Origin of the sequence: Paenibacillus sp. CR_12 (assembly GCF_041953985.1) — a bacterium.
In the GTDB taxonomy this organism is placed as follows: Bacteria; Bacillota; Bacilli; order Paenibacillales; family Paenibacillaceae; genus Paenibacillus_AQ; species Paenibacillus_AQ lautus_A.
Genome location: NZ_JAVFHO010000005.1, coordinates 150985 through 165288 on the forward strand (window position 1 = coordinate 150985; position 14304 = coordinate 165288).

The 14304-nt window shown below is 51.7% G+C and carries 12 protein-coding genes; 8 read left to right on the forward strand and 4 right to left on the reverse strand.

Translation table 11 applies throughout. The features are described from left to right. Positions 1-74: 74 nt before the first annotated feature. Positions 75-269 (reverse strand): hypothetical protein, encoded by a 195-nt coding sequence (locus RB297_RS19495; protein ID WP_119850217.1) that lies wholly within the window; start codon positions 267-269, stop codon positions 75-77. Between the two features lie 242 nt (positions 270-511). On the opposite strand from RB297_RS19495, the gene RB297_RS19500 reads away from it, so the two are divergent. Beyond that, a complete protein-coding gene (locus RB297_RS19500) occupies positions 512-2980 on the forward strand; it encodes a UvrD-helicase domain-containing protein (protein WP_375121186.1) in 2469 nt (822 codons plus the stop codon). A gap of 205 nt (positions 2981-3185) precedes the next feature. Here the strand turns inward: RB297_RS19500 and RB297_RS19505 are convergent, their stop codons facing one another. Together RB297_RS19505 and RB297_RS19510 are read right to left on the reverse strand one after the other, a co-directional pair. Beyond that, on the reverse strand, positions 3186-4913 hold the full coding sequence (locus RB297_RS19505; RefSeq protein WP_375121187.1) for a phospho-sugar mutase: 1728 nt from the start codon (positions 4911-4913) through the stop codon (positions 3186-3188). 42 nt (positions 4914-4955) lie between these two features. Next, a complete protein-coding gene (locus RB297_RS19510; protein WP_012818779.1) occupies positions 4956-5987 on the reverse strand; it encodes a LacI family DNA-binding transcriptional regulator in 1032 nt (343 codons plus the stop codon). A gap of 352 nt (positions 5988-6339) precedes the next feature. Here RB297_RS19510 and RB297_RS19515 point away from each other — a divergent pair, with 352 nt between their 5' ends. The 7 genes from RB297_RS19515 to RB297_RS19545 all read left to right on the forward strand — a co-directional run bounded on the left by RB297_RS19515 (position 6340) and on the right by RB297_RS19545 (position 13949). Further along, positions 6340-7659 (forward strand): ABC transporter substrate-binding protein, encoded by a 1320-nt coding sequence (locus RB297_RS19515; protein WP_375121188.1) that lies wholly within the window; start codon positions 6340-6342, stop codon positions 7657-7659. A 5-nt stretch (positions 7660-7664) separates the two neighbouring features. Beyond that, the gene (locus RB297_RS19520; protein WP_235201867.1) at positions 7665-8543 is read left to right on the forward strand and encodes a carbohydrate ABC transporter permease; all 879 of its coding nucleotides are present in this window, start codon (positions 7665-7667) and stop codon (positions 8541-8543) included. After that, a complete protein-coding gene (locus RB297_RS19525; RefSeq protein WP_375121189.1) occupies positions 8530-9369 on the forward strand; it encodes a carbohydrate ABC transporter permease in 840 nt (279 codons plus the stop codon). The genes RB297_RS19520 and RB297_RS19525 overlap by 14 nt, the downstream gene beginning before the upstream one ends. A 123-nt stretch (positions 9370-9492) precedes the next feature. Then, positions 9493-11133, forward strand: coding sequence for a glycoside hydrolase family 13 protein (locus tag RB297_RS19530; protein ID WP_375121190.1), 1641 nt, complete (start codon positions 9493-9495; stop codon positions 11131-11133). 39 nt (positions 11134-11172) lie between these two features. Next, positions 11173-12117, forward strand: coding sequence for an MTP-1 family protein (locus tag RB297_RS19535; protein ID WP_375121191.1), 945 nt, complete (start codon positions 11173-11175; stop codon positions 12115-12117). 47 nt (positions 12118-12164) lie between these two features. After that, positions 12165-13226 (forward strand): BtaManbiosPhlase, encoded by a 1062-nt coding sequence (locus tag RB297_RS19540; RefSeq protein WP_375121192.1) that lies wholly within the window; start codon positions 12165-12167, stop codon positions 13224-13226. Positions 13227-13541: 315 nt separating this feature from the next. Continuing rightward, entirely contained in the window at positions 13542-13949 is a 408-nt protein-coding gene (locus tag RB297_RS19545; protein WP_375121193.1) for a VOC family protein, read from the forward strand. 27 nt (positions 13950-13976) lie between these two features. Here the strand turns inward: RB297_RS19545 and RB297_RS19550 are convergent, their stop codons facing one another. Next, the gene (locus RB297_RS19550; protein WP_375121194.1) at positions 13977-14225 is read right to left on the reverse strand and encodes a hypothetical protein; all 249 of its coding nucleotides are present in this window, start codon (positions 14223-14225) and stop codon (positions 13977-13979) included. Between the last annotated feature and the right edge of the window lie 79 nt (positions 14226-14304).

Below are 14304 nucleotides of genomic sequence, written 5' to 3' on the forward strand. Positions count from 1 at the left end.
AGGGCGCAGATATCCCGGACTTCTTCCTTTATGGCAAGTCCGGGATTTTTCGTTAGTCATATAAAAGATTCAGGTCATGAATGATCCCTGCTGCCTGCGCTTGACTCGTGGGACCATTGCTCCATTTGCTGCTTCTTCTCCCGCTCCTCCCGGATTCGGCGGTCCCTCTCCATCGCGTCAGCAATATAATCGCGCGGTTTCAGCTTGCTGTTGATGTTCAGCAAAATGCCGATCATGATGAGCTGCAGCAAAGCAATAACAACCAGCATGACATCCCTCCTCCTACATGGATTATGGATACTCTTGAACATTCCTACTTAATATAACACCTTCTCCCTCTATCAAGTTGGGAGTGAAGCTTATGCTCATAGCCCTCATGAACGGTGATTCATGCCATGAATCATAAGAGCTTCGCCCATGCGCTTACCCATATCCTGTACTTTGCCAGACTTCCGAGAATCCGTTAAACTGGTAAGACGATAAACGATAAACGAAATGATTGGTGAATTTCATGACATCCATACCCTTTTATAAACGCCCGTACGGCGGTGAGCGTCAGGATATTCCGTTTGCGAAGCTGGCTTCCTTCGAGAACAGCCGGGACCTGATCCGCGATGACGCGCCGGATGCGGCTTTTTTTCGCGGCTTGGAATCCCAGGGACTGCTGCTGAACCGCGCCCAGATCCAAGCCGTACGACATACGCAAGGACCGCTGCTTACGCTTGCTGGCGCAGGCTCCGGCAAAACCTCCGTGCTGGTCAGCCGGACAGGCTACCTTATTGCCGCCAAGAGCGTCGACCCTTCTTCCATCCTGCTTGTCACCTTCTCCTCCAAGGCGGCGGCCGAGATGAAGGAACGCATCATGGCGCTTCCCGGCTTGAGGTCCAGCGAAACAGCCAAGGTAACGGCCAGAACCTTCCATTCCTTCTTCCTGTACTTGCTGCGAACCCGCGGCTACAAGCAGGAAATCCTGAGCAACGCCAGGCATCAGCAATTTATCATGAAGCGCATTCTGCGGGAAATGGGCTTGCAGGATAGCTACGAAGCCGAGACGCTGCTATCGCTGTGGTCCGCCCATCGGATGAGCATGACCGGACTTGACGAGCTGCCTGTCAAAACGCCTGCCGAGGTTGAACAGCGGCAGATTTTTGCCCGGTATGAAGCATGGAAGGAAGAGCATGGCCAGATGGATTTCGACGACATTCTGGTCTTGTCCTATCGTCTGCTGTCCCATGATTCCGGACTGCTCGCCTCCCTTCAGAGGCGGTACCGTTATGTCATGGTCGACGAGTTTCAGGATACGGGACTGCTGCCTTATGAGCTGCTCAAAAAAATCGTCGCCCCGCACCGCAATTTAATGGTTGTGGGTGACGATGACCAGACCATATACGGCTTCAACGGGGCGCGCAACGAATTCATCCTGGAATTCGACCAGACGTTTCCCGGGGCCAAGGTCGTGACGCTCGATATTAATTACCGCTCCCTCTCCTCGATCGTCGGGCTGGGGAACGAAATTATCCGCGTCAATGAACGGCGGCGCCCCAAGCAGCTGCGGTCGACCCGCAAGAGCAGCAGCGTGCCGCTCTACCTTCGACCCGGCGATCCCGATCAAGAAGCGGAGCTGCTGCTGACCCATATCACCGAGCAGGTCCGGGAGCACGGGAAGCAGTACCGCGACCATGCCATTCTCTATCGCACCGCAAACAACAGCCGGGCGATCTTCGAGCAGCTCGTGATGCGGGAAATTCCGTTCATACATTATGAGAATGGGGATCTGTTCTACGAGCAGTGGATCGTCAAACCGCTCATGGATCATCTGCGGCTGTCGCTGGACCGGCGCAATTTCACGGCGATGGAGGGCATGCTTCATACGCTGTACATCAACCGCGACAAGGGCATGGCTTTCATCCGGCAGCAGGATGCTCCGCGGCCCAAGAAAGGGCCTCTGTCGCACCTCCTCTCCTTCCCCGGGCTGAAGGATTTCCAGATCGAGAATATAAGGGAACGCTCCAAGCTCATCAAGAGCCTGAAGGCGATGGAGCCCCTTCAGGCCGTGCAGGAAATGAGGCGGCAATTCTACGATAAATTCCTGGAGGCCGACGAGCGGCAGGAGATCACCCTCCATAAGGAATTCATTCAAGAAGGGCTGGATGAACTGGAGGCTTCCGCGAAGCGCTTTGGCGATATCGCTGAATTCGTCGGATTTGTCGACCGGCTGATCATCATCCATAAGGAAATGGCGGCCATGAAAAGGGATGAGCATGCCGATGCCGTCCGCTTAATGACCATCCATAAATCCAAGGGGCTGGAATTTCCCTCGGTGTGCCTGATCGGAGCGAGCGAGGGCATTCTGCCGCATACGTCCGCTTTGGACGCTGAGCGCAGGGACGATCAGCGCCCGCTGTCTGACAAAGAGGATAAGGCCTTGGATGCGCTGGAAGAGGAACGCAGATTGGCTTATGTAGCCATCACCAGAGCACGGGATGAACTGGTGATCAGCTCCCCGGGCTTTTATCGCGGACGGAAAGCGGAGGTTTCCCGCTTCTTCCGGGACGTGTTCCTCACGGATGAACAGAGCAAACAGGGCAACAGCATACCGAACAAGGGCGCAGGGTCAGCGGCCCGCACAGCCTTTACGGCGCAACGTACGATCCGCATAGAAACCTCGGCCAAGCCTTCATCGCCCTCCTCTTCTGCCGGACGAAGGACCGGGAGCGCCGTTAACCAGACGAGCCAACGTTTCGGTTCAGGTTCACGGTCAGGGTCGAGCTCTGCTCCCGAGCCGCAGTCTCCGGCTGCTCCCGCCGCGACGGAAATCGTCGACGTATGGCTGTGCACCAGCCCTAATTGCAAGGGCTGGCAGCGAGTCAACGCACGTATCCCTGTTAACACAAGGGATCGGGAGAGCAAGTCCTGTCCATTATGCCAGGCACCCATGAAACAGGGTCGCAAAGAAGTCCCGGTGCATCACAGGCGCTAGGGGCAATTCGTTCTACTAAATAGCTCGATTTACAAAGCGGTTAGGTGAAACATAGCGGTTTCTGGAATCATGAATACAACGATTATCGCAGCTTTTGCCTGCTGTGCGCCATACGATATCGGCCTGCCTTCCAAAGGCTGGCCGATATCCAAAAAAGACTGAACCCTTCCGTTCCGAAGCGAACGATCGGGTTCAGTCCTTTTTTCTATTTCTGGTGCTGTTCGATATAAGCATCAATTCGAGCCATTACATCTTGCGTAAGCGCAGCGATCTTAGCCTGCGCCTCTTCATACGTGCTGCCCTGAACAGCAAAATACAACTTGATCTTCGGCTCCGTGCCGGACGGACGAAGGCAGAACCAGCTGCCGTCCGCAAGATGGAATTTCAACACATTCTCTTGTGGCAGACCATATAGTCCCAGGCTGAAATCCTCTGTTTCGCTGAGTTTAATCCCCGACACTTCGCTCGGTGCCGATTCACGCCAAGCGCTCATGATGCCTGCAATCAGTTGTACGCCTTGAATGCCCTTAAGCGTTCTCGTCTCCAGCTTCTCGGCAAAATAGCCGTAGGTTCGGTATAACTCTTGAAGCACTTCATATAAAGTCTTACCTTGCGCTTTATAGTAAGCACCCGCCTCGGCTATGAGCATGGCTGCGACAACAGCGTCCTTATCACGGGCATAGCTGCCGGCAAGATAACCGTAACTCTCCTCATAACCAAAAATAAATTCAAACGCTCCGGTCTTCTCGAACTGCGTCATTTTCTCCCCGATGTATTTAAACCCGGTCAGCGTGTTGAACACGGTCATACCGTATGCAGCCGCAATGGCAGCTCCCATTTCGCTGGTCACAATCGTCTTGATGATCGCGCCGTTCTCCGGAAGGGTACCTTTGTTCTTCATGGATTCCAGCAAGTAGTGCACCATGATGGCACCGGACTGGTTGCCGCTAAGGATGAAATACTGTCCTTGATCATCCTGAATGACGGCCCCCATGCGGTCCGCATCGGGGTCGGTTCCGAGAATGAGGTCAGCCGCGCTTGCCTTGGCTTGGGCGATCGCAATCTCAAATGCGGCATGTTCTTCGGGGTTAGGCGATTGCACGGTTGAGAAATTGGCATCCGGTTGTTCTTGTTCCGGCACGACATCCACATGCTGAAAACCTAGATGCTTCAGTACCGCACGTACAGGAACGTTACCGGTTCCATGCAGCGGCGTAAATACGATTCGGTAATTGCTGCTGGCTTCAGGTATGATTCCGTGATTTTGGCTTACGCCTGCAACGGCGAGGGTATAATCATCATCGATCTCTTGGCCGAGCCATACGAGCAGGCCGCTCCCTTCCGCCTCTGCCCGGTCCAGCTTACGGATTTCTTCAAAAGAAGCGACATGCCCGATCTCCTTAATCACTCTGGCTGCCGTATCGGGCGTAATCTGTCCCCCATCCGAACCGTACACCTTATATCCGTTATATTCCGGCGGATTATGGCTTGCGGTAATCACGATTCCCGCCTCTGCGTTCAGATGCCGCACGGCATACGACAATTCGGGCGTCGGACGAAGAGTTTCAAATACATAAGCCTTAACGCCATTCCCTGCGAGCACAAGTGCCGCTTCAAGTGCAAGTTCGGGAGAGAATTGCCTGGAATCGTACGCAATCACCGCCGATGGCGATTCGTACTCCTGTTTTAACACAGCAGCAAGCCCTTGGGTTGCTTTCCCCACGGTATAGATATTGATCCGGTTGCTGCCCGCACCGATCACTCCCCGCAGTCCGCCGGTTCCGAATTCCAGTTCCTTATAGAAACGGTCTGCGATTTCGCTCTCGTTATGGGCAATAGCGCGAAGCTCATCCTTGGACGCTTCGTCAATCACCCGGCTGTTCAGCCATCGTTCATATGCCTGTACAGCTTGTTCTTGTGCTTGAATGGTCATGTTGTAAATAAGCCTCCATCCCGAAATTATCGATTCATTATGTTAATTACGCGGGGCCGATGTGGAATCACGTTCAATGAGTGTTGTCGGCAGCAGCAGCTCCATATGCGGCGCATCCGGCTGCTTCATCCGCCAAAACAGTTGCCGGATCGCCGTTTGACCGAATAGTCTCAGGTCCACTCCCATGGTGGTTGTCTTGGGCGTAGCCAATCTGGAAAGCTGTCCGTTATCAAAGCTGACAATGGAAATATCGCCAGGAATCGAATAGCCCATATTATAAATGGTCGAATTCACGATAAAACCGAGACCGTCATTCACGCAGAACCAGGCAGTCGGCTGTTCGTCCAGCCCCTGCAGCCGCTTCTCCATAAATTCCTGATCTTCCAGCGCATCGCTAAGAATCCATTTCGGGTGCAGCTCCATGCCGAGTTCATGATGGGCAAGCTTGAAACCTTCCAGACGTTCATAATAGCTTGGGGAGAAGGACGTATTGCCAACAAAGCCAATGCGTGCATGTCCCAGCTCATAGAGATACTTAACGACATGATAGGCGCTGAACCGGTTGTTCGTAAGAATGGCATCGGCTTGCACATCCGGATGGTGATGATCGATGAGCACGGTAGGAATACCGGTATCGATCAATGTGTTCATATATTCGGTACTAAGATGCGAAAGGATCAAGATCCCGTCGACTTCCCTCCCCTCGATAAAAGGGGGTAGCGTCTGATCCTTCATCATCTGCTGGGAAATGGATTGGATCAGCAGCTTCTTCCCTCTCTTCTGCACTTCATTTTCTATAGTAAGGTAGATTTCCCCGAAAAAGCCCCGCATAGAGAAGGCAAAATCCGTTGCTACTAGAGCAATACTGCCTGTAGATTCTTCCTCGTCCTCTTGATCCGAGGATCGTTTGCGATTTCCGGTATAGACGTAGCCGAGCTCATCGGCCGTTTGCATGATGAGCTTGCGCGTCTCTTCGCTGACACCGCCTTTACCTGATAATGCTTGCGAAACCGAATTTTTGGAGATTTGCAAGTAGTCTGCGATATCCTGCATCGTAACTTTTGGCTTGGTCAAGGATAACGTTCCTTTCTCTTTATAGTAAGAATAGTTGTATAGGACGAATGGATTCTCATCATACTATACCGAAAACAATCAGAGATTTGAAAGCTCACGCTCGAACATTACAAACATTATTTTAACGTTACAAAATAATTATGTAAAGCACTATGTTTATGTGATTTACCTCACAGGAATTAATTGTTTGTCGTATTTTGGGGGTTAAAGCGTTGACAAACCTATATGTAATGAACAATAATGTGAATATAACGCTTTCAGTAATTTGTAATTACATTTTGTAACGTTACAAAATTAGCAATATCAACTTCCTTTATTGGAAGACCTATTGCATTTAGGAGGAAGGGTCAATATGAAAAAATCAAGAATTTCTTTGCTTCTAGCAATCTCATTGGTAGGTGGAACGTTACTCGCTGCTTGTGGTAACGGCGGCAGCAACGGCGGTCAAAGTGCAGACGGCGTAACCACCGTCGAATTCTGGGCCGCACCGAACCCGCCGCAGCAAGCATTCTGGCAAGAGATGGCCAAAGAGTACGAAACCGTGAATCCGGACGTAAAAGTTAACGTTAGTGCAATTAAAGAATCACCAAGCTCTGAGGCAAGTATTCAGGCTGCCATCGCAGGAGGGAATGCACCGACGGTCGCGGAGAATATCAACCGTGGATTCGCCGCACAGCTGTCCAACAGTAAAGCGCTTGTAGCTCTTGATGAACTGCCGCAATTTAAGGAAATGGTCGAGTCCCGTAACATGACCGAAACGATCGCTCCTTGGGAATTCGCGGACGGCCACCAATATGTATTGCCGATCTACTCTAACCCGATGCTGATCGGATGGCGAACGGATTTCCTGAAAGAGATCGGATATAATGAGCCTCCTCAAACGTACAGTGAAGTTCTGGAAGCCACAACGAAGCTGAAAGCGAAATATCCGGATAAATATATGTGGGCTAAAGGCGCCGACCTTGCAGACCCTACGGCCTGGAAACGCTGGTTCGATTTCTTCTTGCTCTACAACGCAGCTTCCGACGGCAACAAATTTATCGAAGGCCAAAGCCTTGTTGCGGACGATAAAGCTGGCGTGGAAATGCTGACTTTCGTTGATGACCTTCGTAAAGCTGGCGGTGTATTGGCGCAGAATGCAACCGATCCTTTCGAAACCGGTGCGGGGGTATTCACCGATATCGGTCCTTGGACATTCGATATGTGGGCAACGAAGTATCCTGAACTGAAATATGGAGAAAACTTCACCCTGACCCTGCCTCCGGTACCGGATCATATGGATCCGGCAGATGCAAAAACCTACGCGGATGCAAAAGGTTTGGTTATCTTCTCCGCCGCTCCCGAAGCATCGCAGCAAGCTGCCGCTGAATTTCTGAAATGGGTTTATTCCAACGACGAAAATGACGTGAAATGGTTCAAGCAAACCAACCTGCCTCCGGCACGCGATGATCTGAACGAAGTGGAAGGCTTCAAGCAGATCCTCGCCGAGAAACCGGAACTGGCTCCTTATGCGGAAGCGGTGTCCAAAGGCGTTCCAGCCATGGATAATCCGAAATTCAACGAGCTTCAAACCTTGATCGGACAAGAAGCATTTAATAAGGTCATCCGCGGGGAAATCGATCCGCAAACCGGGTGGAATAACATGAAGAAAGCGATTGAAGGTGAACTTTAATCATGATTAATAAGCAAAATAATAAGTTGGGCTGGCTTTTTGCCAGTCCCTACATTATTTTCGGATTGGTATTTTTCCTGGGGCCGCTCCTTTGGTCCCTGTACCTTTCTTTTACGAATTGGGACCTGATTGCTCCCGAATTTGATTTTGTAGGGCTGGATAATTTCCGAAAAGCCATGGCCGCTCCCGGGGTGCAATCCGCGTTCTGGGTTACCTACAAGTTCATGATGCTGTTTGTTCCACTGGTAACCGCGATGTCGCTCGCCGTTGCCGTTGTTATACAGGGATTGCCCAAATTCAAAAGTGTGTACCTAATCGGCTTCTTCCTGCCGTATCTGTCATCAGGCGTTGTTGCATCCCTCATTGTACAGGGCTTTCTGTCCTACAACAGTCCGGTCAATGAATTCTTGAGAGGCACTTTCGGGATCAATATCGACTGGCTCGGCTCACCGTTCTCAGCGCTGTTTATCGTCGGTCTGATATTGGCCTGGAAGTTCACGGGTTATTATGCCTTGATCCTGACCTCGGGGCTTGAAAGCATTGATAAGGAAGTTTATGAAGCAGCTGCCATTGATGGGGTAACCGACAGACAGCGATTCTGGAAAATCACGCTGCCGCTCTTGTACCCTGCCCTGTATACAACGCTCATTCTCTCCTTCGGCGTAACCTTCGGTATCTTCACGGAAGTTTATCAGCTGACAGGCGGCGGACCGAACTTTGCAACCAATACATGGCAGATGGAAATCTTTAATCAAGCCTTTACGAATTTGCAAGCCGGATATGCGTCTGCGATTGCCATTATGGCATCCATCGTAACGTTCATCTCCATCTTCGTGATTCGTAAACTGCTGGAAAGCTGGGGGAAACGAAATGGTTGGGTCTAAGAAAAATAGTAAACGTCGTCTCGCGAGCCGCTATGTACTGGCAACCCTTCTGCTTCTCGTCATGGTGTACCCCTACTTGTACATGGTGCTCAACTCTTTTGCCGATTGGGCGCAGGTGGACAGGCAGCTCGTTCCAAGCAAATTCTCGTTAAAATCCTATGAATGGCTTCTTACCGGAGGCGAGGTTGGCATTGCCCGGCCATGGATGAACGCGTTCTTCAACAGCGTCATCGTCTCGGTAGCCTCCACCTTTCTTATGATGCTGTTCGGGATCATGGTCGCCTATGCGCTGTCCAAATTGAAATTCCGGGGACGCGACACCGTGAATAATTTCGTGTTGTTCCATATGTTCTTCCCGGCGATCATTCTGCTGATTCCGAACTTTCTCATTATTCAGAAGGTGGGACTTTACGATACGTACTGGGCTATGATCATTCCGAAGGCCGTCAGTTTATGGGCGATCTTCATGTACACCAACTTTTTCAAAGCCGTACCGGATGCTTTTATCGAAGCAGCGAAGCTAGATGGGGCATCGGATTTCAAGATTTTGTATAAAATCATGCTGCCTATGTCCAAATCCATCACTGCGGTGATCTTCCTCTTCTTGCTGATGGAGCGTTGGACCGAGCTTCTATGGGACATGATCGTTGTCCGCAGCGACGACATGCTGACACTCAACGTACTCTTGTCCCAGATGTTCGGGCCATACGGCAGTTACCCGGGTCCGCTCTATGCGGCATCCGTCCTGCTCACCGTGCCCATTATTATCATGTTCGCGATCTTCGGCAAAAAGTTCAAGGAAGGCATGCAGTTCAGTCTCAAATAATCAAATGACGCATCAGAACGTTGCAGGAAGCTCGAATATGAGGGTCTGTACATTACAACCTGCCTATCCGGGCTTCTCTTAAATAAAGGGATGAAAGCAGCTTTCATCCGGGAGTGGAAACGTATGGACAGAAACCAAAAAAAGTGGTGGCAAGAAACCGTCTTTTATGAAATTTACATGCCAAGCTTCTGTGACGGCAATGGGGATGGCGTCGGAGATTTTAAGGGAATCACCTCCAAGCTGGATTACCTAAAGGAACTCGGAATCGGCGGAATTTGGCTGACTCCCTTCTATCCATCGCCCAAGATCGATAACGGTTACGATATTTCGGATTATTATGCCGTCGATCCGGAATACGGAACGATGGAAGATTTCGATGGTTTCATTCATGAAGCCCATCGGCGGGGCATCCGGGTCATTGTGGATCTTGTGCTGAATCATACCTCATCAGCCCATGCCTGGTTCCAGGAGTCCAAATCCTCTACCCTTTCTCCGAAGCGGGACTGGTACATCTGGAAGTCTCCTGTAGGTCAAGAGGCCCCGAACAACTGGGAGTCCTTCTTTGGCGGCAGCGCCTGGGAATGGGATGAAGGCACAGGTCAGTATTATTACCACGCCTTTGCCAAGGAACAGGTGGATCTGAATTGGGCCAATCCGGAAGTCCGGCAAGCCATGAAGGATGTTATGGGTTTTTGGCTGGATAAGGGAATCGACGGCTTCCGGCTGGACGTCATCAATTTCCTTAAAGTCTCCAGGGATTTTCAGGATAATCCGGTAGATGACAACGGCGAGCAAATTCACCAGTTCGATCAGAACCAGGACGGGATCGTGGAGGCAATCGGCCACATTTGCCGTTATGTACATGAACGGGAAGGCATTTTTATGGTAGGTGAAGTCGGTTCCGAGGATCTGGACATCCTGCGCCGCTACAGCGGCAGCGGCCTTCTCGATGTGGTTTTCAACTTCAACCTGGGAAGCCAGGAGCAATTTCGGCCGGAGGATTTATACAGGGAGATTAAACGCATGGAAGACCAGCATGCATCCGATCAGCTCCCCACCTTGTTCTTCAGCAGCCATGATATGCAGCGCCACATCTCGAGATTTGGCGAAGGCGATGCGTGGCTCGAGGAGCAGCGAGCCAAACTGATGGCAGCCCTCATGTTAACGGCGAAGGGCGTTCCGTTCATCTATTATGGCGACGAGATCGGGATGAGGAACCATATCGCGCACCGGATCGAGGACATGAGGGATATCCAGGGCCTCGGCCACTACGAAGCCGCAATTCAGAATGGAAGAACGGAAGAGGAGGCTATGGACTTGGCCCGGGCCAAGAGCCGCGACTACTCCCGATCCCCCATGCAATGGAACGGTGATCGTTACGGCGGCTTCTCGGATCAAACACCTTGGATCGGGATGGGGCCCGGGCACGAACAGATCCACGCGCAAGCACAACGGGAGCAGCTGGATTCCATGTATTCTTTTTATAAAAAGCTGCTTTCGCTTCGTGTCCAGCATGCCGCCCTCTCTTCCGGCGATTACGTAAAGCTGGAGCAATTGGAGGGATCGGCAATCGCTTATACCAAACGATCCGGCTGCGAGGAAGCCGTCATTGTCCTTCAATTCGGTTATCAGCCGCTTCGGCTGGACCTGTCCGATTGGTCAGACCAGAGGCTGGAGCTGGCTGCTGCAAGCGGCGAGATGGTATCCCTCGGCGGATCGGTAATCGAAGTCCCACCGCACACGGCTGCGGTATGGGTATCCTAAGAGGCAATTATTTATGGTTTATATAAGGAGGCATCAACGGTGGCATTAAACAAATCCTCTGTAAAAACTTGCGCAACCCTGCTGCAAGAATATCAAAGCAAAAAATCCACGGTCCAGAACCCGGTCAAGCTTTCGTTTTCGGGTGTAGGGGACAAAGACGTATATAATATCACGGCTCCCTTCCGAATTGACGGAGTCACCGTCATTGCAGGCCGGGTGGAGTCGCGAGACAGCGAGCATTCCGAAATCCGCTTCTTCGTGGAGCAGGACGGCATCTGGGTACCGAAAGAAGGCGCCCCTGTCTTTACACTTCAGGATCCGTTCTTTACCTTCATTCATGGCGAACTGGTTCTGGGTGGCGTTGAAATCTTCCCTCACCCCACGATGGAGCATGCGCTGATGTGGAGAACCGTATTCCGGAAAGGCCAAACGCTGAACGAGCTCTCCCTTTTCTTCACGGGTCCCGACGCGATGAAGGATTTGCGTCTCACGGAGCTGGCAGGCGGCGAAATCGGCGTGTTTACTCGTCCTCAAGGCGAAAAAGGTGGCCGAGGTAAAATCGGGTTTACCAAGGTGAGCTCGCTGGAAGACGTGACGGTAGAACTCGTTAACGATGCCCCCCTTCTGGGTGACCAATTCATCGATGCGGAATGGGGCGGGGCCAACGAGCTGCACTTGTTGAGCAATGGGCTTGTCGGCGTGCTTGGCCATGTTGCCAGCTTCGACGAAGCCGGGGATCGCCACTATTATCCGATGGCGTTTGCGCTAGACCCGCAGACGGGCGAGTTTAGCGATATGGAATTGATTGCCGTACGCGCCGAATTCCTGCCGGGTGAAACCAAACGTCCGGATCTCGCTGACGTCGTGTTTAGCGGAGGCCTCGTTCGCCATGCTGACGGTACCGCCGATCTCTATGCCGGCATCAGTGATGCGGAAGCGCATCGTATAACCATCCAGGATCCGTTCCTCAAATTCGAACAGTAAGAAGCAGTTTCCAAATAAATAAGATCATTGGATAGGGGTAAACAACCATGAATATTTACAGATATGAGGAGAACCCTCTGATTACACCGGCCGACGTGAAGCCGTATCATGACGGCTTCGAAGTGATTGGCGCCTTCAACGCAGGCGTTGCCGAATATAACGGCGAAGTGCTGCTGCTGCTTCGGGTCGCGGAGCGCCCCATCAGCGCCGATCCGATGATTGTCAAAGCGCCTGTATTCGATGCAGATACACAGAAGCTGGACATTTTGGAATTCCGTACCGACGATGCTCGTTATGATTTCTCCGACCCGCGTGTCATTCGTAATGTGAATCACAGCGCTACCTTCGAATATTTGACTTCCTTATCCTATATTCGAGTGGCACGCAGCACGGACGGTCATCGCTTTACCATCGACGACAAGCCGCTGGTATATCCCGCGCAGTCGCTGGAAGCGTTCGGTATCGAAGACCCGCGCGTTACGCAGATCGGCGATACGTATTATATCTACTTCTCCGCCGTATCTTCGGTAGGCGTAGGCGAATCCATGGTTTCGACGCGAGATTTTGTGAACTTCACGCATCACGGGATGATTTTCGGACCGGACAACAAGGACGTGCTGATCTTTCCTGAGAAAATAAGCGGCAAATACTATGCGCTGCACCGTCCAACGACCAAGAGCACGGGCAACCCGGAAATGTGGATCGCCGAATCCGATAATCTCGTATACTGGGGAAACCATAAACATCTCGCAGGCCTGCGCGATGGCATGTGGGACAGCGGCCGCATGGGCGGCGGTGCCGTACCATTCCGCACGGATAAAGGCTGGCTGGAGCTGTATCATGGCGCAACGTTGGATCACCGCTACTGCATGGGTGCCCTGCTGCTGGATCTGAACGATCCATCCAAAGTCATCGCCCGCTCCAATCAACCGATCATGGAGCCCGAGGCCGATTATGAGAAGAACGGATTCTTCGGAGACGTTGTCTTCTCCTGCGGCGCATTGGTTGAGGGCGATGTCGTGAGGATGTATTATGGCGTAGCCGATACTTCCATGGCTTGCGCTGAGCTGAGCGTGAAGGAAATTCTGGACAGCCTGACCTATGTATAAGGTTTCTCTGTTTGATAGCGGCAGATACATTTGAAACGATCGTTGATGAGCAGAAGATATGCCAAATGGATCCTCGTGTCGCCACGGCACGAGGATCCTCCCCCCAAACCCGAGGCCTTGTTATCGCAGGCCTCGGGTTTTTTTGGCATCCGCATGACAGGCTTCCGCTGCATGCCTGAGTGGCTCAGCCAGGATCCCGGTTTTATTTCCCCGATGCGGCAAATATATATGGGAGCGTATACAAAATGAGTTACAATGAACTTAGGAAATCATCTTATCTCATGCTTCGAATACATACCGAGGAGGAATGCCGTCATGATTAAAGGAATCGCCCATCTGGCGTTTGATGTTGCAGATATGGAGAAGTCCCTGCATTTTTACTGTAATGTGCTTGGTTTTACCCGTGCTTTTGATATTCCCAATGATCAGGGCGAACCGTGGATCGAGTACATTAAGGTGCGTGATGGACAGTTTATCGAGCTGTTTTACGGCGGACAAAATAAACCGGCCCGTGTAGAGCGGCCCGTCGGATTCTCCCATCTCTGCCTTGAGGTGGCAGACATCGAGCGCATCGCGGAGCATCTTCGCAAGCAGGGCGTGAAGCTGGACGTTGATCCGGTTCAAGGAAAAGACTTCAACTGGCAGTGCTGGGCCAGGGACCCGGACGGCAACCGGATCGAATTCATGCAGCTGGATCCGAAATCGCCCCAGATGAACTGTTAGTCGCTGCTATCGCCAGCCGTATCTCTGTCATACCTCACCCGAGGCCCCTGTCGATACAAGCCTCCGCTTGATCGTTGTGCCGTACCACACGAAACATGCAGAGCTGAAAAATTTCCGCACCACGCAGCCGCTTCCCGAAACGAATCTGCCGACAAGGGTCTTGATTGCAACGGCATTCCGGCGGTTGTCGCCCGATAATATCAAGGTCATCCCGTATACAGGGTTGACCTTGTTTTTTCTTGTGCAAAATGTAGAGACAGGCCTTGCATTCAACATCTTGCCAACTTCTGTTAATCCGGCTACAATATAACCACCGAATTATTCAAATTTGAATAATATGTACATAGTTGAATAA

Bases quoted from the DNA above. Each gene is read 5' to 3' on its own strand.
- RB297_RS19495 (WP_119850217.1), bottom strand. From the start codon at position 269: ATGCTGGTTGTTATTGCTTTGCTGCAGCTCATCATGATCGGCATTTTG.
- RB297_RS19500 (WP_375121186.1), top strand. From the start codon at position 512: ATGACATCCATACCCTTTTATAAACGCCCGTACGGCGGTGAGCGTCAG.
- RB297_RS19505 (WP_375121187.1), bottom strand. From the start codon at position 4,913: ATGACCATTCAAGCACAAGAACAAGCTGTACAGGCATATGAACGATGG.
- RB297_RS19515 (WP_375121188.1), top strand. From the start codon at position 6,340: ATGAAAAAATCAAGAATTTCTTTGCTTCTAGCAATCTCATTGGTAGGT.
- RB297_RS19525 (WP_375121189.1), top strand. From the start codon at position 8,530: ATGGTTGGGTCTAAGAAAAATAGTAAACGTCGTCTCGCGAGCCGCTAT.
- RB297_RS19530 (WP_375121190.1), top strand. From the start codon at position 9,493: ATGGACAGAAACCAAAAAAAGTGGTGGCAAGAAACCGTCTTTTATGAA.
- RB297_RS19540 (WP_375121192.1), top strand. From the start codon at position 12,165: ATGAATATTTACAGATATGAGGAGAACCCTCTGATTACACCGGCCGAC.
- RB297_RS19545 (WP_375121193.1), top strand. From the start codon at position 13,542: ATGATTAAAGGAATCGCCCATCTGGCGTTTGATGTTGCAGATATGGAG.
- RB297_RS19550 (WP_375121194.1), bottom strand. From the start codon at position 14,225: ATGTTGAATGCAAGGCCTGTCTCTACATTTTGCACAAGAAAAAACAAG.